The sequence below is a fragment of the Thermoflavifilum thermophilum genome (genome assembly GCF_900116565.1).
In the GTDB taxonomy this organism is placed as follows: Bacteria; Bacteroidota; Bacteroidia; order Chitinophagales; family Chitinophagaceae; genus Thermoflavifilum; species Thermoflavifilum thermophilum.
On record NZ_FPCJ01000001.1, the window covers coordinates 1482435 to 1503472 of the forward strand.

At 48.3% G+C, this 21038-nt stretch carries 14 protein-coding genes; 10 read left to right on the plus strand and 4 right to left on the minus strand.

The window, feature by feature from the left end; translation table 11 throughout:
- Window positions 1-120: 120 nt before the first annotated feature.
- The 8 genes from BM367_RS06320 to hemW all read left to right on the plus strand — a co-directional run bounded on the left by BM367_RS06320 (window position 121) and on the right by hemW (window position 15536).
- On the plus strand, window positions 121-3012 hold the full coding sequence (locus BM367_RS06320; protein ID WP_177224132.1) for a TIM-barrel domain-containing protein: 2892 nt from the start codon (window positions 121-123) through the stop codon (window positions 3010-3012).
- Window positions 3013-3047: 35 nt separating this feature from the next.
- On the plus strand, window positions 3048-6275 hold the full coding sequence (locus BM367_RS06325; RefSeq protein ID WP_092459046.1) for a SusC/RagA family TonB-linked outer membrane protein: 3228 nt from the start codon (window positions 3048-3050) through the stop codon (window positions 6273-6275).
- A 26-nt stretch (window positions 6276-6301) separates the two neighbouring features.
- A complete protein-coding gene (locus tag BM367_RS06330; protein ID WP_092460940.1) occupies window positions 6302-7930 on the plus strand; it encodes a RagB/SusD family nutrient uptake outer membrane protein in 1629 nt (542 codons plus the stop codon).
- 21 nt (window positions 7931-7951) lie between these two features.
- Window positions 7952-9181, plus strand: coding sequence for a glycan-binding surface protein (locus BM367_RS06335; protein ID WP_143103972.1), 1230 nt, complete (start codon window positions 7952-7954; stop codon window positions 9179-9181).
- A gap of 381 nt (window positions 9182-9562) precedes the next feature.
- Window positions 9563-11332 (plus strand): alpha-L-arabinofuranosidase, encoded by a 1770-nt coding sequence (locus BM367_RS06340; RefSeq protein WP_092459050.1) that lies wholly within the window; start codon window positions 9563-9565, stop codon window positions 11330-11332.
- Between the two features lie 10 nt (window positions 11333-11342).
- On the plus strand, window positions 11343-13130 hold the full coding sequence (locus BM367_RS06345) for a glycoside hydrolase family 9 protein (protein WP_222842577.1): 1788 nt from the start codon (window positions 11343-11345) through the stop codon (window positions 13128-13130).
- 107 nt (window positions 13131-13237) lie between these two features.
- Window positions 13238-14257 carry a glycosyl hydrolase family 18 protein gene (locus BM367_RS06350; protein WP_222842578.1) on the plus strand — a complete coding sequence of 340 codons (1020 nt, stop codon included), beginning with the start codon at window positions 13238-13240 and terminating at the stop codon, window positions 14255-14257.
- Between the two features lie 127 nt (window positions 14258-14384).
- Entirely contained in the window at window positions 14385-15536 is a 1152-nt protein-coding gene (hemW, locus tag BM367_RS06355) for a radical SAM family heme chaperone HemW (RefSeq protein WP_092460942.1), read from the plus strand.
- Here hemW and BM367_RS06360 read toward each other — a convergent pair.
- From BM367_RS06360 to BM367_RS06370, 3 genes are all read right to left on the minus strand, one after another.
- The gene (locus BM367_RS06360) at window positions 15521-16543 is read right to left on the minus strand and encodes an NAD(P)H-dependent glycerol-3-phosphate dehydrogenase (protein WP_092459054.1); all 1023 of its coding nucleotides are present in this window, start codon (window positions 16541-16543) and stop codon (window positions 15521-15523) included. The genes hemW and BM367_RS06360 overlap by 16 nt on opposite strands.
- An 88-nt stretch (window positions 16544-16631) precedes the next feature.
- The gene (locus BM367_RS06365; protein ID WP_177224133.1) at window positions 16632-17240 is read right to left on the minus strand and encodes a NanQ anomerase/TabA/YiaL family protein; all 609 of its coding nucleotides are present in this window, start codon (window positions 17238-17240) and stop codon (window positions 16632-16634) included.
- 79 nt (window positions 17241-17319) lie between these two features.
- Complete coding sequence (locus tag BM367_RS06370) at window positions 17320-17850, minus strand: DinB family protein (RefSeq protein WP_092459058.1); 531 nt, start codon at window positions 17848-17850, stop codon at window positions 17320-17322.
- Between the two features lie 108 nt (window positions 17851-17958).
- Between BM367_RS06370 and BM367_RS06375 the strand changes: the two genes are divergently transcribed.
- Both BM367_RS06375 and BM367_RS06380 read left to right on the plus strand, forming a co-directional pair.
- Window positions 17959-19242 carry a dicarboxylate/amino acid:cation symporter gene (locus BM367_RS06375; RefSeq protein ID WP_092459060.1) on the plus strand — a complete coding sequence of 428 codons (1284 nt, stop codon included), beginning with the start codon at window positions 17959-17961 and terminating at the stop codon, window positions 19240-19242.
- A gap of 80 nt (window positions 19243-19322) precedes the next feature.
- Window positions 19323-20345: a glycoside hydrolase family 53 protein gene (locus BM367_RS06380; protein WP_177224134.1), complete on the plus strand. Its 1023-nt coding sequence runs from the start codon at window positions 19323-19325 to the stop codon at window positions 20343-20345.
- Between the two features lie 3 nt (window positions 20346-20348).
- Here the strand turns inward: BM367_RS06380 and BM367_RS06385 are convergent, their stop codons facing one another.
- On the minus strand, window positions 20349-20954 hold the full coding sequence (locus tag BM367_RS06385; RefSeq protein WP_092459064.1) for a MarR family winged helix-turn-helix transcriptional regulator: 606 nt from the start codon (window positions 20952-20954) through the stop codon (window positions 20349-20351).
- Window positions 20955-21038 lie beyond the last annotated feature (84 nt).

Genomic DNA, 21038 nt, shown 5'->3' on the forward strand with positions numbered 1-21038 from the left:
ACCCCGGGTCGAAACAAATCATAGCCTGTTTGTAACGAAATGAGTCCCGGCTTTCCGTGGCTGTGCAGCTATTTTTGGCCTGGCAAAAGTTAACAGATGCACAGCCGGAACAGGTACTCCTTGGTATGGACATTTATGTGGGTAATGGGTTTTGCCCTGAGCAGCTGTGCCCAGCAACAGGGCACATCGGGTATGACCTACTACCCGCTTACTCATGGCGTGGAAATTCATTTGCAAGATTCCCGTTTTACCACACGCGTTATACGTGTAGAAGCAGTTTCTCCTACCATTATCCATGTGCAGGCTTCGACTGAAGATACGCTCGATGTTTTTCCTTCCCTGATGGTGGTGTCACAGCCGTCGGCTGCATTTCGCTGTCAGGTGCAGGCACGCCCGCCTCTGGTTATTTTTTCCACAGATTCCCTGCAGGTACAGATTCATACGGATAAGGATCAGATCCGATTCTTAGATGCCGAAGGTCAGTTGTTGCTGGAAGAAAAAGCCTATACAGGCCGGCAATTCAAACCGGTAACTGTTGGCGGGAAGCCGCTTTATCAGGTAAGCCAGGTTTTTGTGGATACAGCCCGGGATGCCTGGTATGGCCTGGGAGAAAACCAGCTGGGTTTGACAAATATCAAGGGACAAATCATTGAGCTGGCACAGCATAATACCGAAGCCTTTGTCCCCTTCGCCTGGAATACCCATCATAGCGGTTTGCTCTGGGACAACAACGGTATCAGCCTGTTTTCACCCGAAGCCTGTACCGGCTACAGTGAACTGAATGGCCTGGAGTTGCGCAATGCGGATGGGCAGCCGGGTGCGCTGACAGCCACTTATGAGCAGGATTTCCGTCGCACGGGCGATCCTATCGTCCGGCAGGAAAATCATATTGCCTATACTTACCTACCCGATCTGAAACATTTACCCCCTGCGTTTACCCTGAACCCCTATGCCCAGGTTACCTGGGAGGGAACCATTCGTTCACCCTATACCGGCGAGCATACATTTTTGTTTACCGTTGGGGGATATCTGAAGGTGTGGTGGAATGGAAAGCTACTGGTTGACCGGTGGCGCCAAAGCTGGAACCCGGCCTCTGTGCTGATGCCAGTGCACATGAGGGCCGGTGAAGCATATCCTATTAAGATTCAATGGCGTCCCGATGGCAGTGAGTCGTTTTTCTCCGTCAAATGGCATCGCCCCATTTCTGAAGCCGAGCGGCAGCGGCTACGCTTTGCTTCCGAAGCTGCCCGGAATATTGACTATTATTTTGTGTACGGAGCCAACCCGGATAGCCTCATCACCGGATATCGGTATCTCACCGGTAGCGCTCCTTTGTTTCCCCGGTGGGCCTATGGTTTCTGGCAAAGCCGGGAACACTATGCCTCGCAGCAGGAAATCCTAGACATGGTGGCGCGCTTCCGCCAGCAGCATGTGCCGCTGGATAATATTGTGCAAGACTGGTTTTATTGGAAAAAAGATCAGTGGGGCAGCCAGCAATTCGATCCGGCGCGTTATCCCGATCCACGGGGTATGATCGACACGCTTCACAACCGGTATCATGTGCATTTTATGATTTCGGTATGGCCGAAATTTTATGAAACAGCCAGTACTTTCCGGTCGTTTTGGGACAGCGGGTGGCTGTACCGGCAGAATATCTGGGATCAGCAAAAAGATTGGGTAGGATATGTTTCTACCTTTTATGATGCTTTCAATGGCCGGGTACGCAAGGCATTCTGGAATCTGGTAGATGAACGGTTGTTTAAACTGGGCGTGGATGCCTGGTGGCTCGATGCTTCCGAACCCGATATTTTGTCCAATGCTACCATCGGCAAGCGGAAAGCTTTGATGAACCCGACGGCTGCCGGTCCGGCGGATGAGGTATTCAATGCTTATCCATTGGTAAATGAACAGGCCTTTTACGAAGGTCAACGGCAGGTGGCGCCCGATCAGCGGGTTTTCATCCTAACCCGTTCGGCCTGGGGTGGAAGTCAGCGCTATGCAGCAGCCACCTGGAGCGGAGATATTGGAGCTACCTGGGCCGATATGAAAAATCAGATAGCCACCGGTGTCAGCTTTTCCATGTCGGGCATTCCCTATTGGACCATGGATATTGGCGGATTTGCAACTGAAAGTCGTTTCCAGCACCCTGATACTGCGGCTCAGCACGAATGGCAGGAACTCATGACCCGATGGTATCAGTTTGGTGCCTTCTGTCCGCTGTTCCGGGCGCATGGGCAGGCCCCTTATCGGGAAATCTTTACTATCGCTGCTCCAGGCACAGACACATACAACGCCATTTTGTTTACCGACAGGCTCCGCTATCGTCTGTTACCTTACATCTATTCCCTTGCAGGAGAAGTGTATTTGCATCATTCCACCCTGATGCGGGGATTGGCAATGGATTTTCCGGATGATTCCACCGCCTGTGAGCTCACGGATGCATATCTGTTTGGCCCGGCGTTGCTGGTCAACCCGGTTTATACCTATCAGGCAAGAAGCCGAAATGTGTATCTGCCGGCACATACGGGTTGGTATGACCTCTATAGCGGCAAATACTTTACAGGAGGCCAGACCATCCAGGCCGGGGCTCCCTACGACCATATTCCGGTATTTGTGAAAGCAGGAAGCATTCTGCCTCTGGGACCGGCAGTGGAATACACCGATCAAAAGCCTGCCGACACAATTGTGTTGCAGGTATATACCGGTGCGGATGCACAATTTACCCTGTATGAAGACGATGGGAGAAGCTATGCTTATGAGAAGGGAGCTTACAGCCTGATTCCCATCCGCTATGATGATCAGCACCAGCGCCTCACCATCGGGCAGCGGGAAGGCAGTTTTGCCGGGATGTTGCAAAAGCGGGTGTTTATCATCCGATGGATAAACCAGGCGCATACCTGGAAGTTTGACCTGTATGGACATGAAGGTGATCAACTCGTGGAGTATGACGGTCGGGCCATCCAACTACAAATGCCCCGAAACTTCCATTTACCTCAATCAGCATCCTCATAATCAATCACCATTTTTTCACTTAAAAACGCCTTGTTATGCCACACCAGATGTACGATTTACACAACAACCCCTTGCAGGTAGGTCGATTTCGGAGTCCTGCCTTTGCCATACCCATGCTTGCCATGGCTATAGGCCTTTTGTTGCTGGGGGGATTTTTCTTTCCTGTTTCTGCCCAGCAGGCAGCTCATCAGATAAGCGGACAGGTCAGAGATGCGGAGAATGGTGAGCCCCTGGCGGGTGTTACGATTCGGGTTAAAGGAACGGTCGTAGGAACGATCAGTGATGCCCAGGGTCAATTTGTAATTCACGCCAGCCCGGGTGATACCCTGTTGTTTACTTTTCTCGGATACAGCCCCCGGCAGGTTGTTTTAACCGGGCAAAGCAGCCTGGCCGTGCGTCTCACAAAAAGTTTTAGTCAGCTTGATCAAGTGGTGGTTGTGGGTTATGGGCAAATGAAGAAAAGCGACTTGAGCAGCTCGCAGGTTACCGTGAGCAGTGACGAAATTGATCGTACCATCAACACCACATTCGATCAGGCCTTGCAAGGAAGAGCAGCAGGGGTGTATGTATCCTCGCCCAGCGGACAGCCCGGTGCAGCTCCATCCGTGATTATTCGCGGACTGGCTACCCTCACCCAAAATGCTCAGCCCCTCTACGTGATTGATGGGGTGCAGATCAGGCCTGGAAATCCGGCCGACGATCCTTACAACCATCCCACGGGTTTTTCCAACCTGCTTTCTACCATCAATCCAGATGATATTGAATCGATCAATATTCTGGAAGGGCCATCGGCTACGGCTATTTATGGGGCTGCCGGCGGAAACGGCGTGGTGATTATCACCACCAAATCGGGCAGGGCCGGCCAGTCAAAAATTTCCGTAAGCACCCTGTTTACCGTGCAGGATAAGCCTAAACACATTCCGGTGATGAGCTTGCCGCAGTATGCTTCGTTCCGGAATGCGATGGATAGCGCCGGAGGGTTGCCCACCCAGCCCGAGTTCTACGATCCTTCCATCCTGGGACCCGGTACTGACTGGCAAAATGCCCTGTATCGGCGCACCCTGCTGCAAAAACACCAGTTTTCCATCAGCGGAGGAACCGAACGAACTACGCATTACCTGTCTGGTGAATACTTTGATCAGCAAGGCATCGCCCCCGGTTCGGGCTTTACCCGTTACACCCTGCGCCTGAACCTGGATAACCAAACCACCAAGTGGCTGAAAGTGGGCACCCACATGAATGTGGCTTATACCAAAGAGCGGGTTAACACCACCAATGGGGGCATCATTATGTTGGCCCTGCAGCAGAACCCGAGCGTACCGGTGAAGAATCCTGACGGTAGCTGGGGTGGCCCAACCAGCACCCAATTCCAGTTTACGAATCCCGTGATGCTGGCCAGCATTTATAATGATTACAACAAACGGGCGGCCATTATTGGCGGCGTATATGCCGATCTGAATCTGGCCAAGGGCCTTACCTTCCACAACGAATTCAACACCAGTATCGAATACTACAATTACTACTCTTTCCATCCCGGATATCAGGCAGGCGGATTTATTGTTACCCAGGACAATGCTACTTCCACCCGCACGGCTACCAACAACTATTGGTGGGGAGTAAACAACCGGCTGCAATATCATCTGGCATTAGGTAAACACGATATTACGCTGATGGCAGCTCATGAAGCGCAGAGCTGGACCTATGAATCCCTATCCGGTTCGCGGAAAAACTTTCTCACCAACGATGTCCAGGAACTGTCGGCCGGCGATGCCAGTACCCTGTCCAACATCAGCAACAACAGTAACAAGGCTTCCGGAGCGCAGGAATCCTATTTTGGCCGGATCAACTACATGTACAACGACAAATACATTTTGCAGGCAACCTATCGCGCCGATGGCAATTCCAATTTTGGTCCCAACTACCGTTGGGGTTACTTCCCTTCCGTTTCGGTGGCCTGGCGGATTTCCAAAGAACCTTTCATGCAGTCGCTGCGTGCCATCAACGACCTGAAGCTCAGGCTGGAATGGGGTGAATCGGGGAATGCCGGCGGCGGAGGCGTATATGCTGCCCTGCAGGCTGTTCCCACTCCCTGGGGCAATGGATTTTTGCTCGTGAAATTCCCCAATCCCAACCTGAAATGGGAAACGGATAAAACCCTCAATGCCGGCTTCGATCTGTATATGTTCAACAGCCGGTTGGAAGTCGTGGCCGATGCCTATATCAAGAAAAGCACCAACCTGATTACGGTGAATACTTATCCCTTTACACTCGGAGGCGATATCGCCTATTCTCCCGGCTATATCCAGTGGCCTACCGTGAATGCCGGAAGTATGGAGAACAAGGGTATCGACCTGACTGTAAACTCCGTCAACATCGATCAACGTGATTTCAGCTGGCGAACCGGACTGACTTTTTCCCTCGACCGGAATAAAATCACATCCTTGATGAATACCATCAATCCGGTTTGGGCCGCTACTCAAGTGGAATTCATTTCCAAAGTAGGCCAACCCGCCAGCATGATTACGGGATACATTGCCGAAGGGCTGTTTCAAGATTACAAAGATATTGCTACGCATGCCATTCAGACCTCTAACCGTCAGCTCACCATCAATCCTGCAACAGGCAGCTGGCCCGGCGATATCAAATTCAAGGATATCAACGGCGATGGATATATTGACCAGAACGACCGGATCATCATTGGCAACCCCTGGCCCAAATTCACCTTCGGATTCAACAATAGCTTTTCTTACAAAAATTTTGACCTGAATATTTTCATGCAGGGATCGGTGGGGAACGATATCCTCGACTATCCCCGGTATTTGTTGAGTATTCCCGGCAACAGCGGTGTGTATGGCAACTATCTGGCAGAAGTAGCCCATTTTGCCCGCCCCAGCAGCTACAGCGCCGCTGATAGCAATTCGGTGTATCTGCTGAATCCAGGATATAACATTCCCCGTGTAGCTCCCGGTGATCCCAATGGGAATAACCGCATGAGCAACTGGTTTGTGGAAAACGGTTCTTACCTCCGGGTAAAGAATGTAACCTTATCGTATAACTTCCCTAAGAAATGGATTTCCCATTTGTACATGACCGGGTTGCGGGCTTCCGTGAGTGTGCAAAACCTGCTTACCATCACGGGTTACAAAGGGTATGACCCCGAAGTGGGCATGGTAAACTATGGCGGAACCCTGATGGTGGGTGTGGATACCGGGCGCTACCCCTCCGTGCGCATGTATTCCGTGAGCCTGACAGCTGATTTTTAATGGTTTCACCTGAAAATATTCCAAACATGAAAAAGATATTTCATCTGCTTTCGAGCATCATCCTGATAGCTGTGCTGAGCGCCAGCTGCAAAAAAAGTTTTTTGGACCGGCCCCCGATTGACCAGCTAACCACGGGTAATTTTTACAACAACGACGACGAAGTACTGGCCGCCACAACGGCTTTGTACAATATCGTATGGTTTGACTACAATGACAAAGCCTTCCTGGCCTTTGGAGAGGCCCGTGGCGGCAACCTGCAGTCGAATGACCGTACACCTTATATCCAGTTTGCCGTATCGGCCACCGATCAGAGTACCCTGTTGCCAGGTTATAAATCGTTTTACAAAATCATTTCCCAGAGCAATTTGATCATGCAAAACGTTTATAACAGCAAGGGCAATATATCAGAGGCAGTTCGTAACGAGGCCCTGGGTGAATGTCATTTTATGCGGGGACTGGCTTATTATTATCTGGTGAGCAACTGGGGCGCCGTGCCCATTATTTACGATAACCTTGCCCAGCTCAACGACAGCGTGCACCGCAACACCATTGAAAGCGTATGGCAATTCATCATCCGCGATTTTCAATATGCTGTTAAGTACCTGCCTTATCAGGCAGCAGGCCAGGGGCGCATCACCAAATGGTCGGCCGAGGGCATGCTGGCCAAAATGTATTTAACCCTGGCCGGATATGGCCGCACGGAAGGTAACCGGAATCAAACCTACCTGGACAGTGCAAAAATCCTGGCTGGCGATGTGATTCACAACAGCGGTATGACGCTCTTCCCCAGCTATTATGGCCTGTTTGTCAGTGCCAATAACAACAGTGCACACAACAACCCTGAAAGCCTGTTTTCGCTGGAATGGATGCCATTCAGCCAGCCCTGGGGTGTCAACAACTCATTCCAGGCCTATGTGGCTTTTGAACCCAAGCTCACCGAAACCGGCGATGGCTGGGGAGCAGCACAGGGTGTATCGGCCGACGTAGTGCGCTATTACATGGCTCATCCCGAAGATTCCCTGCGTCGCAAAGCCACCTGCATGTTTGATGGTGATTATTATCCAGACCTGGAAACCGACAATGGAGGCCTTCATTACACCGTCACCAGCATTTCGAACATCAAAAAATATGTGATTGGCTCACCCAAAGACAATAATGGCAATGGTGCATTCATGGCGGCTTATATTAATACTTACATGCTCCGATTGGCCGAAGTGTATTTAATTTATGCGGAAGCCATCCTGGGCAATAATGCTTCCACTTCCGATCCCGAGGCATTGAAATATTTCAATGCGGTACGCCAACGTGCAGGTTTGTCGCCCAAATCTGTGATTACATTCGATGATATCTTTCAGGAAAAACGGGCTGAAACCATCATGGAAGGTGAGGCCTGGTATGATATCCTGCGCTGGTATTATTTCGCTCCGCAAAAAGCTATGGCTTATGTCGCCAATCAGGATAGGGGCTCCTATACGATACAATATATTTCAGGTACCAGCAATCCCCGGCAATATAACGTGACGTATTCGCCGGCGCATTATTCATTTGATGCGAGTACGGTGTATTTGCCTTATCCCGAGCAGGAGCTCATCAATGCACCGAGCCTGAACGATCCGCCGGTACCTTTTGATTTCAGCAAACTACCCAATTATTAATCACCTGAAAAATGTACGATTATGATACGCCATATAGTTGCTCACCATACAAAATATGCAGGGGTAGCCTTCATCGGTTTGCTCTTAGGCTTGATGATGGGCATGCAGGCTTGCAAGAAAAATGAAACCGCTGCTCCGGTTATTACGGGTTTGCGTTCACTGAATCGCTCAAATGTAGATAGCACCTTAACAGTGGTGAAGCCCGGACAACTGGTGGTGATTCAGGGAAAAAACCTGGAAACCGTCGAACAGATTTCATTTGACGGTGTTCCGGCCAGCTTCAATATCAATTTCACGACCAATGAAAATATCATTGTAACAGTGCCCGACATCATTTTTGATAGCGTGGCACAACAAGATATGAATCAGGTTAAAGTAATTACCAACCATGGTGTGGCAAGCTATACCATTCCCATCGTTCCCCCACCACCGGTCATCACAGCTGTGAGCAATGAATTTCCGCAACCTGGCGATACCATCACCCTCACGGGTTCTTATCTGTACACCGTACAGGAAGTGGATTTTCCAGGCGGAGCGCGTGTAACCAGTGGGTATACCGGACCGCAGGATGGAAGCTGGTTGCAGGTGGTAGTGCCCAACACCCTCAGTACCACCGATACTTCGGCTACCGATTCTCTTGCCGTGGTCACCCTGGGTGGTGTTGGAAAATATGCTTTCTACAATACCACGGGCATGATCGCCAATTTTGAATATGGTGATCCGCATTTCGGCTGGCAATGGTGGGGTGGTATCATCAGCAACGACGCCACGGCATTCCCTGGCAACTGGGGAAATTATATTGAAGTCAAACCTTCTAACCCCATACCTGCCGGCGATGGCTCCTGGTGGACCGATAACCGGGCTGTGATGATTGCTGCATCCAACTGGACAAACGTAAACATTGGTGATCCTCCCGCAAATTATGCTTTGAAATTTCAGGTGTTTGTGAAAAATTCCTGGAGCAACGGATCCATTCATATTGTGATCAATGGGAATTTCAGTTATTGGGCTACCTGGGCGCCCTGGCAGCAAACCGACAGCAAAACCTTTCAAACCTCGGGCTGGATAACCGTTAGCATTCCCCTCAGCAACATCAAAGATGGAAATGGAAACAGTCCGGCTACGGTGAGTGGCTTAACCGGCGGCAACCCCGGAGCCGCCGTGCAATTGATGCTGTACAACGATAGCAGCACACCGCTTTCCGGTTTCGATGCAGCTTTTGATAATGTGCGAATTGTAAAGGTTAAATAAAATCTTTTTGTCTGTGCATCTACCCTGTTTGTTTCGCTCACCTCTGGCTTGGCCAGGGGTGGGCAGCAAACGGGTAAATTTTTACCTGCTTAGCGTAACAAATGAGTAAGTGATTCCGTTTGTATGAACAGCCAATCATATCCATTATATCGCATCCATCTTTTTGAGAGATTGTCTCATTTTTAAAAAATAAACCCGCTGGTTTACTGTGTATCAGGTGCTTGATATCATTTACACATTTATGCAATAAAAAGCATGCATGGAAATAATAGAATATAATCACATGATATGCAAAAGGGTCTTGAGCATGAGCATATTTCTCAAAACAAATCCATCCGCCGATACAAAACCAAGTATTTCATGCTTCTATAAATCGTAACCATGAAACGGACAAATGTTTGGATGATATTATTTGCGAGCCTTGTTTTCACAGTCTTATATTTTTCCTGCAAAAAATCATCCTCACCTGCTCCCGGAAATAACTCCGGAGGCGGCAACAATGGAGGCACTTCCCTTGATACGGTTTATCAACCTGTGGATCCGCCCGTAGCCGCAACCATAGGCTGGTTTCTGAACAACTGGCAGCCCAAAACCTTTGTAGTACCTGCCCAATACCGTGACACGGCAGCTCCTGCAGGAAATGCCACGGTAACGGTTCAAGTCGATATGAATCAGGTGATCACGAAAGTATCTCCTTATGTATTTGGCAACAATGCCAATACCTGGATGGGACAGATGGTCAACGAACCGGTATTGCTGCAATATATCACCGATCTGGCTCCGCATATCATTCGCGGGCCGGGCGGCAGCATCAGCGATGTGTATTTCTGGAACCAGTCGTCTGCACCTCCGCCCGATGTGCCTGACAGCCTGTATGATGGGAGTGGTCACAAAGTGGCCGCCGGATATTGGTTTGGCATGAATACCCAGAGCTGGACTTTATCCATTGATCATTACTATCAAATGTTGCAGCAAACCCACAATGAAGGCATTCTCACCGTCAATTACGCGTATGCCCGCTATGGTACGGGGCCTCATCCGGTGCAAACTGCCGCTCATCTGGCGGCCGACTGGGTACGTTATGACCATGGCCGAACCCGGTTCTGGGAAATTGGCAATGAAAGCAATGGCACCTGGGAAGCCAGTTATCAAATTGATCCGGCCACCAATCAGGATGGCCAGCCGGCTATCATCACCGGTCAGCTGTATGGACAGCATTTTAACATCTTCGCCGATTCCATGCGGGCTGCAGCCCGTGAGATAGGCGCCACCATATACATCGGTGCCCAATTGCTGGATGCGCCTCCAGCTTCCTGGCAAACGGAAACCGATAAAGGTTGGAATGCTGGCGTGTTGACTACAGCCGGGCAGAACGCCGATTTCTTCATCGTACATGATTATTTTACACCCTATCAGAAAAATTCCTCAGCAGCTGAAATCATAGACAGTGGCCTTTCCGTGCCGGGTCGCATCATGCGCTATCTGAATCAGCAATTTAGCCAGTATGGAGTTGCACCCAAACCGGTTGCCCTTACCGAATGGAACATATTTGCCACGGGTTCTATGCAAATGGTATCTAACATTGCTGGCTTAGAGGCGGCCATTGTGTTGGGTGAACTGATCAAAAACCAGTTTGGAGAGGCCAGCAGATGGGATCTGGCCAACGGTTGGGACAATGGGAATGATATGGGTTTATTCAATATCGGTGATGAACCCGGCGCTCCGAAATGGAATCCCCGCCCGGCATTTTATTACCTGATGCTTTTTCAGCGCTGTTTTGGTGATCGCATGGTGGCTTCCACCGTGCAGGGTAGCCCCGATGTGCTGTGTTATGCCTCTTCATTTGCACAGGGGCCAGCAGCCGGATTGGTGCTCATCAATACCGGGAATACGCCACAAACCGTACAGGTGCTGCTCAATCATTTTGCTCCTGCTAACCGGTATTATTGGTTTACTTGTACCGGCGGCAATGACAATGGTGAATTTTCCCGAAAAGTATATATCAACGGCTATGGCCCGACCGGCGTATCAGGAGGACCTGTCAATTACAATCAGATACTTCCTTACAGTGCCACCGCATCGCCCAACATTCAGGTGATGCTTCCTGCAAGAGCCGTTGTTTTTTTGCAGATTCCCGCCCGGCATGGATAAAACGTAAGAGATGATAAAGAAATCTTGCGCCAGCAAAATGCTGTTATTTATTGCCTTGTATGGGCTTGTTTTTTTCCAAGCAGGTTTTGCTTCAGCCCTGCCCGATACCTTACAGCCATTGATATGCACCAATCAGGTTGGATATGAATTGCAGGGTAAGAAAATAGCTGTTGTGGTATTACCTGTTTCGGGGAAATCATCACCTGTGCATGCTTTTCTGATTCCTGCTGAAGGGGAGGATACGCTCTGGGAGGGAACTTCCGGGCCGCTTGCAACAGATATTTACACCGGCAAATCCTGTGCAATCATTGATTTCAGCAGCTTTCATCGGGCTGGCAAATACAGGCTTTGTCTTTCCACAGGCAGATGTTCCGCGCCCTTTGTGGTGGCAAAAGATCCCTATGCACAATTGGGAACAGCGGTATTAAAAGCCTATTATTTTTTGAGATGTTCAGAGCCGCTTTTGCCTGAATATGCCGAGAAATGGGCACGGGCAGCGGGCCATCCCGATACAGTGGTGTACATCCATCCTTCGGCGGCTTCTGCGGGGAGGCCCGTAGGGAACACCATAGCGGCTCCGGGTGGATGGTATGATGCCGGTGATTACAACAAGTACATCGTGAACAGCGGCATCACCATGGCCACATTGATGGATGCTTATGAAGATATGCCCCGTTACTGGGATACACTTGTTACTCATATTCCCGAAACCGGAAATGGGATACCGGATATTTTAAATGAAATCCTCTGGAACCTGCGCTGGATGCTGGCTATGCAGGATCCGCAAGATGGAGGTGTCTATCATAAACTCACTTCGGCCGAATTTGATGGATTTGAAATGCCTTCAGCCGATCATTCACCCCGGTTTGTGGTGCACAAAAGCACGGCTGCTACGCTCGACTTTGCAGCCGTCATGGCGCAGGCTTCGCGCATCTTGCAGGCCTTTAAACTCCGGTTACCGGGACTGGCCGACAGCTGTTTGCATGCGGCCGAAACAGCCTGGCAGTGGGCTTTGCAGCATCCGGATCTGATCTATGACCAGGAGCAGCTTAACCAGCATTTTCATCCGTCCATTACAACCGGCGCCTATGGCGACCGACATTTGACCGATGAATGGTGCTGGGCGGCTACTGAGCTCTGGCTGACAACCGGAGATGAACGTTACAAATCCCGCATGTATGCCCTGGCTGATCTGCAACCCACCGTGCCCACCTGGTCGGATGTGCGTACACTAGCTTATTTCAGCCTGTTCAGGTTTCAGCGTTTGCATGCTGGCAAGTATGCGAATTTTTATGTCCGTTTGCAGCAGCAATTCCTACATCTGGCCGATAGCTTGTTGCGTCATCCCTTTGCTGCTTTTGCAACGGTGATGGGCGGCCGGCGATCCGATTTTGTATGGGGCAGCAATGCCGTGGCTGCCAATCAGGGTATGGTGATGCTGTATGCCTGGAGATTAACCCACAACCCGGCATACCGGCAGGCTGCAGCCAGCAATCTGGATTACCTGCTGGGGCGCAATGCCACGGGCTATTGTTTTGTAACCGGCTTTGGTACGCGCTCACCCATGCACCCGCATCACAGACCATCCATAGCGGATGGAGTGCGCGAGCCTGTTCCCGGCTTGCTGGTAGGCGGCCCCAACCCCGGCATGCAGGATCATTGCAATGGCTATCCCACCCATGCAGCCGATGCGGCTTATGTAGATGATAGCTGCGCTTATGCCTGTAATGAAATTGCCATTAACTGGAATGCTCCGCTGGTATATCTCGTAAACATGTTGCGGGCCGAACCGCATTGAAATCATACAAGCCTCCATGCTTTCCTGAAAAAGGATGGTATCTTAGCTACGGATGAATGTAAGTAAACATGAGGTTTAATATTGTTTTTTCTGTATGCCTTGCTTGCATGCTTTGCCATGCCAGTTCTGCCCAGACGTTTCAGGGCGAACGATTGTTTTATCTGGTCAATTCACTGGAAAGCAAACAAGCGTTTTTTCAACATGCCGATCAAATATCTGTTGTATGTCCGGATGTATATCAGATTGATAGCCTGGGCGTAATATACGGGGAAATGGATATGCGCATCTTGAATATGGCGCGGCAAAAACATATTCGTGTGATTCCTCTATTTGCTTCTTTTGATCAGCATGCTATTCATGAATTGCTGAACCGGCCGGAATCCCGACTGGAAGCCATCCGCCTGATGTTGCAGTATGCTGAACAATTTGGTTTTGCCGGATGGCAATTTGATCTGGAAAATGTTTCCCTTGCCGATCGCGAGGCTTATACCTCATTTTACCAACAGACGGCCGACAGCCTTCATGCCCATAACCTTTCAATTTCATGTGCAATTGTGAAAGCGGAGCAATCCACACCCATGAATGCACATCCTTCGTATGAACGATATATGTATGAAAACTGGTCTGGTGCTTTCGATCTGCCGGCAATAGCAGCAATAAGTGATTTCGTATCCATCATGACTTATGATCAACATACCGCATTAACGCCACCCGGGCCGGTTGCAGGTTATCCGTGGATGGAACGCATCATTCAGTATGTATTGAGCCTGGGTATTCCCGCTGAAAAATTTTCGTTGGGTGTGCCTTTGTATTCAGATTACTGGTATCCCGTAGGAGATCCGGTGCACGGGTCCCGCAGTACGCGCGATGAAATCAGCTATGCAGCAGTACAGGATCTGGTACAGCGTTTTCAATTGCATCCGCAATGGCTCGAGGATCAGAAAGAAAGCATGGCTTACTGGGAAAATGGAGGCGTGTTTGACTGGTTGTTTGTTGAAGATGCCCGAGCTTTTGAAGCCAGATGGGAACTGGCCAGGAAATATCGGCTGCGCGGCATCTCGGCCTGGGTATTGGGTGCCGAGGATCCGGCTATCTGGAAATTTCTATCTCATCAGCAACATCCTTGAATCGAACTTTTCAATCATTCAACACTGGTGTTGGGCTGATAAATGGGTTATGATATATCCGCATAAACGCATTGTCCTGCAAAGCATGAAAGGCTTGTTTTTATCTTCGTAAACAGAAGGAATGGGCATGGCAGGTTTTTATTTGCATATTCCTTTTTGCCGGCAGGCTTGTTATTACTGCAATTTTCATTTCAGTACATCTCTTGCTGCCATGGATGAAATGGTGCAGGCTATGCAGATGGAAATACGCATGCACGCATCTGCATGGAACAAACATCATTTTGAATCCCTGTATTTTGGCGGGGGCACACCCTCCTTATTGTCGGAAAAACATTTGCATGCATTGCTGGAAACCATTTATGCGAATTATGATATAGATCCGCAGGCCGAAATCACTCTGGAAGCCAATCCGGATGATATGACTTCTGATAAACTAAGATTATGGAAACAGGCCGGTATCAATCGTTTAAGCATAGGCGTACAGACGTTATCCAACGATTTGTTGCGTGCACTTCATCGCAGCCATGATGCAAAGCAAGCAACTGCAAGCATACAATTGGCTCTGGATGCAGGATTTGAAAACATTTCAACGGATCTGATTTATGGCATTCCGGGATTAACAGATGCCTATTGGGTGGATGAAATAAAGCAATTGCTTGCCCTGCAGATACCGCATCTGTCGTGTTATGCATTGACCATAGAACCCCGAACAGCACTCGATCATTTGATTAGCAAGCAAAAATTTCCGCAGGTGGATGATGAACAAGTAGCCCGTCAATATTTGATGCTGCTGGATATTCTGGAATCAGCGGGATATGAAGCGTATGAGATTTCCAGTTTTGCCAAGCCCGGATTTCGTTCCCGGCATAACAGTCTATACTGGCAGGGAGTACCTTATTTGGGCATTGGTCCATCGGCACATAGTTATCAACCTCCCTACCGGCGCTGGAATATAGCACATAATAGGAAGTATATTCAATCCATTCAACAGCAACAACTGCCTTATGAAGAAGAATGCCTGACCATCGCCATGCAATACAACGAATATGTGATGCTGCGTTTACGCACCCAGGAAGGCGTGCATGTGAAGGAAATGGAAACTATGTTCGGATCCAGCTATGTACAATATTTTCAGCAACAGATTCAGCCGTGGATCCTGAGCCATCATGTTGTTTGCCAGGATACACATTATGTGCTCAGCAGGGAAGGCCGACTTTTTGCTGATCGTATTGCCGCTTCGCTGTTTATGACGGACGAAGAAACTCAGATAAAAGTTTGAGCCATCTGAGAAATGGCTTTTTCGGGAAGCTGATGTTCCCACAAAATCTGATAAATCTGTTCCGCAATGGGTATGGGAAACTGATAATGTTGATTAAGTTCATGAATGCATTTGCTAGCGTAGTAACCTTCGGCAACCATACCAAGTTCCAGCTGGGCTGATTTCACGGAATAACCTTTGCCAATCATAGTACCCAGGGTTCGGTTGCGGCTATATTGAGAATAACAGGTAACCAGCAGGTCGCCCAGGTATGCGCTGGCAAAGGCATTCCGTGAACGATAGAGATGCTGTTGCTGTTCACACAGTGCCTTGTTGAATGCATCCATTTCATGCGCGCAGTTGGCTACATAAACAGCAAGAAAATTATCACCATATCCCAATCCATGTGCAATACCGGCACCAATGGCATAAATGTTCTTCAATGTAGCGGCATATTGGGCTCCCCATAAATCGTCATTGACCATGGTTTTCAGATAAGCTGTGCGGAAGCGTGAGGCAATACGCTGAGCCCTTTCTATATCCCGGCCGCTGATGGTGATGTAGGAAAGTTTTTCACTCGCCACCTCTTCAGCATGGCATGGCCCGGTAATAGCAAAATATTGTTCTGCAGGAAATTGGGCTTTGGTTGCCAGGTAATCGTTCAGCAGCTGATTGGTGCCAGGCAATATCCCTTTGATGCCCGAAACCACGGCTTTGTTTTGCCAGGCGGAAGCAGGTATTTGTTCCAGCAAGGGTTCTGCAAATGCGGAAGGTACTGCAATTACAATCCAGTCATTTTTTTCCACCACATCATGCAATCGGGTGGTAAGCTTCAACTTATGGATATTGAAATGAATGGCTGGCAGATAGCGGGGATGATGGTGATGTTGCTGAATAAAAGCAATATCTTCTTCTTTTCGGAACCACCAGTAAATCCGGAAATCATTTTCTGTTAGCACTTTTGCAATAGCTGTTGCCCAGCTGCCATAGCCAATCAGTCCCACCCGGTATGTTTCGTTTTTCCGCAAATCTGATCATGCTTTGAACAAAAATAAGATATCCTGTTTTACAAACAGGATTCTTACATGACGACAAACTGCAGATAGATGAGCGAGATTACAGCACGCGTACTTTGATAACCAGCTTTTTAACTGGCTGAGGATGATCATCAGCAGCGATTCCCGGACGATGGGCATTTGTGGGGAAAAAGATGAAAAACACATCGGGTGTGGCCGTTACATATTCACCCTTGGCTTCGTAATGAGCCACATCTTTATCAGCCCGATAAGGTTCGGTTACGTTGGCTTTGGTTACATTCGCAATACCGATTTTTTCTTTTCCCTGAATCACATATTGTACATCTATGTATGTGCGATGCGATTCAAACCGGGTTTGATCCATTGGTTTGGGTAAATACGTGCTGATGACGGCATAGGCGCTATCGCCTTCAGTAAGATGATAAGTACCGGTATCCAATGTCTGAAGATCGGGGCGGTTTAAAAACGCCAGTACTTTATTCCACAACGCCGGATCACGATGGTATTGTTGATAAAAAGCTATGATATCTATGGTAGAGCTCGGTTTTATTTTGAGGTTTTTGCGCCAGTTGCCCTCTGCAAACCAGTGCCTGGCAGTTGCTTGAGATTGGGAATATACCTGGAGTGCGGGCAGAAACATGGTTGCGGAAAAAATCAAAAGCAGCAGGAATTTCGTTTTCGTTTTCATGTGTACAGGCATTCGATTGCATAAAGATAAAAATTTCCGGAAAAACAAGTCTGTTTTTGGCTGATTGCATATATCCTTGCTATGAGTGGGTGGCGTGTTTTTCCTTTAACACGCTTGCTGTTACCAGTAGCTGGCCGGTATGGCGCTGGCTATGTTCGGCAGCATGAAACAGCAAACCGATGACTGTAGCAGGCAGTTTGGCTCTTCCCACATAGCGGATTTCAGTAAGTTGGTGTTCCGGTGTATGGCGCAATTGTTGAAGAGCTTTTTCTATCTGCCTGTCCATTGCTGTGAGCAAAGATTCTATGCTGTCGTGTCCCGGATAAGGTTGGCCTTCCTGTTTGAATGCCTGCAGTTGAGTATCAGTTAGCGATTCGCCCCGTGTATAGGTAAACAACCGGTCAATGACCCCGCGGATATGCTGCAGATGGAAACCTACGGAAGCCCTGCCGGCAGGCTTTTCCCAGAGCCAGGCATCGAGAAATCCTTCCATGATCCGGTGAACATCTTCCTGCGTTTGCAACAGACAATGTGCTACAGGCTGCAGTAAAGCAGGTATGCCTTCTATGGGCCCGCGCAGCCACACATCCAGGTTCGATACAGTTGCCATGCATCAAAGCTACGTGTTTTAATACAGAGCTTTTGTCAGTTCATCATCAAAAACGGGTTTGAGAAGCAAGGGCTTTTCAGTACTATTGTGCACAGAATCATAAATCCGATGGGTAAAAGCAGGCTTGCTTTCTGGATTCTGATAGCGCTGCTGGCGGGTGCCTGTACCGGTTATGTGTATCGGGAATGGTATCCGGATGAAGCGAGTGTGAAAAAGTTTGCACACGATATTTCCATTGTTACCGAAATCTTCCTGCGTCTCATCAAAATGCTGATTGCACCGCTGGTGATGAGTACGCTGATTGTGGGCGTAGCAAAGGTGGGCGATATCCGCGCTGTGGGACGCATCGGCATCAAAGCTTTGGTTTGGTTTCTGGCTGCATCATTTCTCTCGCTATGTCTGGGATTGTTGCTGGTAAATATTTTTCAACCTGGTGTGCATTTGCATTTACCCATGCCCGAAAAAAATGCGGCTGAAAACATTACCACTTCTGCTGTTGACTTTCGGAATTTTCTTACCCATGTTTTTCCAGTCAGTATTGGCGATGCAGTTGCTCATAATGAGATTTTACAGATCGTAGTGTTTTCATTATTTTTTGGGATAGCTGCTGCAGCCATGGGCGAGAAAGCACATCCGGTGGTTCATTTTTTTGAGGTAGTGGCTGGTATTATGCTGAAGATGACAGGCTATGTAATTGCACTTGCACCGATTGCTGTATTCACTTCTTTGGCAGCTACGGTGGCTGAAAATGGTACGGATATCATCTGGGTATTTGGCAAATTGATCCTGGAATTTTATCTGGGTATTGGTTTGTTATGGATTTTGATACTGCTTGCGGGAGGATGGATCATAAAGAAAAAAATTGTTGAGTTGATAAAAGCCATTGCAGAACCTGTGATGCTGGCATTTAGCACAGCCAGCAGTGAAGCTGCTTTCCCATTGTTAATGGAACGATTGCAACAAATAGGTTGTCCCAACAAAATCGTAAGTTTTGTGTTGCCTGTAGGCTATTCTTTTAACTTAGATGGTTCGATGATGTACATGACGTTTGCCACTCTATTCATTGCACAATCTTATGGTGTATCCTTGAGTATTGAACAACAAATCATCATATTATTGGTTTTGATGGTGATGAGCAAGGGCATTGCAGGTGTGCCGCGTGCAGCACTGGTTGTAGTAGCAGCTTCCCTCACCATGTTTCATTTGCCGGCAGAAGGTGTTGTTTTGTTGTTGGGCATTGATCAGCTTTTTGATATGGGAAGAACGGCTACCAATGTGTTAGGCAACGCGGTGGCTACTGGTGTCATTACCCGGTGGGAACAAAGCTTTGCAGATCTGCAGCCGGTAATGCAGGAAAAAATACCTTCTGTGCAGATGCAGGAATCTAAGTGAGATGTGTGAACACAGGAAAAGCAATGTTTGCATGCCGGGCTTTTTTCAATCGTACCTTGCGAAAGTTTCAAATAATGTTTATGCGTTCGTATCAATTTGTATGGCTGATGGGCATGTATCTCATGGGCATGGGATGCAGCACGCATCAGCCTTCATTTGCACAGCCTTCACCCCGCATACTGGGTGCTGATATTTCTTTTTTACCTCAGCTGGAAGATGAAGGTGTGCATTTTCAGGTAGATGGACAAACCGAAGATGCCATCACAATCCTGCATCAGCATGGATTCAATTTTATCCGCCTTCGCATTTTTGTGCACCCAGAAGCTGATAGCGGTTATTCGCCCGGGAAAGGATATTGTGATTTGTCGCATACCTTGGCCATGGCCCGCCGCATCAAAGCTGCAGGGATGGGCTTTTTGCTTGATTTTCATTACAGTGATACCTGGGCTGATCCTAGCAAACAATATATTCCTGAGGCATGGAAAAATCTGAGTTTGTCTTTGCTTGAAGATTCCTTGTATGCTTATACCAGGATGGTGTTGCTGGCACTGAAAAATCAGGGCACTTTACCCGACATAGTACAAACCGGCAATGAAATCAATCATGGAATTCTATGGCCTGTCGGAAATATTGAACATACTGATACGCTGGCTGAATTGCTAAAAACAGCCATTGCTGCTGTCAAATCAGTGGATCCACACATCCTTGTTATGCTGCATATTGCCGATGGCGGACAAAACGCTGAGTCGTGCTGGTTTCTGGATGCCATGTTGCAAAGACAGGTGTCGTTTGATTTGATCGGACAGTCCTACTATCCGCAATGGCATGGCACTTTAACCGATTTGCAAAACAATCTTACCGATCTGGCCGGGCGATATTCTCAGCCTATCATCGTGGTGGAATATACCTATCATAAAAAGGAAGTGAACGATATTGTTTTTCATTTACCCCATCAAAAAGGCTGGGGCAGCTTTATCTGGGAGCCGCTCAATACCTGGGAAGCCATATTCGACAGACAAGGCGTGGCCAATGATTCGTTGTTGCATATTTATGATAGCTTATCGGCACAATATCAGATTCCCCGCAATGATCCGCTGCAGTGAATTTCAGGAATGAATGGGCTGAAACTCGGGGCAGTCAATACGCAAATCAGCTATGTGCAGGATTTTCTGAAGAAGTGCGCAGTATGGCTGTTGCTTTTGGGTCGTGTAAAAGCGGCAGTTGCGGCACATGCGCTGAGGGTGAATCAATCCCTGTTGCTGCAAATCATAAATCATGTGTATCAAACCATCCAGCATATGTTCCTTCACAGGCTTGCTTAAATGCGCTGCAGCTTGCACAATGGCATTTGCAAACTCGGACACTTTGCTGGCAAGTTTTTTCCCTTTGGCCGTTAACACAATCTGATAACTGCGCTGATCCTGCTTTTGTGTTTTTTTACTAATCAGCTGTCTGCTTTCCAGCACTCGAACAGATTCGCTGATAGTGGCCTTGGTCAGATGAAATTCTTCGGCTAGCATCGAAACGGTTGCCATCCGTTGTTCATGAAACAAACAGAAAATTAGAATCTGAATCTGAATGGGACTCAATCCGCTCTCCTTGCTCACTTCCCATGCCAGTACACGAAAAGCTTCAGCCAGCCGTTCCAGCGCAATGACAATTTTCCCTTCAACAGATTGATTTTGCCAGTTTACATCAAATGGAGAAGGCATGAAGTGTTTTTGCTAAAATTACAATTTTCCGTTTCATGCAAATAAAAACAAGCATCGCATTCAATCATATTGCCATTCTTTGCG

Coding starts and splice junctions, on each gene's coding strand:
- BM367_RS06325 (WP_092459046.1), top strand. CDS start 3,048: ATGCCACACCAGATGTACGATTTACACAACAACCCCTTGCAGGTAGGT.
- BM367_RS06330 (WP_092460940.1), top strand. CDS start 6,302: ATGAAAAAGATATTTCATCTGCTTTCGAGCATCATCCTGATAGCTGTG.
- BM367_RS06335 (WP_143103972.1), top strand. CDS start 7,952: ATGATACGCCATATAGTTGCTCACCATACAAAATATGCAGGGGTAGCC.
- BM367_RS06340 (WP_092459050.1), top strand. CDS start 9,563: ATGAAACGGACAAATGTTTGGATGATATTATTTGCGAGCCTTGTTTTC.
- BM367_RS06345 (WP_222842577.1), top strand. CDS start 11,343: ATGATAAAGAAATCTTGCGCCAGCAAAATGCTGTTATTTATTGCCTTG.
- BM367_RS06350 (WP_222842578.1), top strand. CDS start 13,238: ATGCTTTGCCATGCCAGTTCTGCCCAGACGTTTCAGGGCGAACGATTG.
- hemW (WP_092460942.1), top strand. CDS start 14,385: ATGGCAGGTTTTTATTTGCATATTCCTTTTTGCCGGCAGGCTTGTTAT.
- BM367_RS06365 (WP_177224133.1), bottom strand. CDS start 17,240: ATGAAAACGAAAACGAAATTCCTGCTGCTTTTGATTTTTTCCGCAACC.
- BM367_RS06370 (WP_092459058.1), bottom strand. CDS start 17,850: ATGGCAACTGTATCGAACCTGGATGTGTGGCTGCGCGGGCCCATAGAA.
- BM367_RS06375 (WP_092459060.1), top strand. CDS start 17,959: ATGGGTAAAAGCAGGCTTGCTTTCTGGATTCTGATAGCGCTGCTGGCG.
- BM367_RS06380 (WP_177224134.1), top strand. CDS start 19,323: ATGCGTTCGTATCAATTTGTATGGCTGATGGGCATGTATCTCATGGGC.
- BM367_RS06385 (WP_092459064.1), bottom strand. CDS start 20,954: ATGCCTTCTCCATTTGATGTAAACTGGCAAAATCAATCTGTTGAAGGG.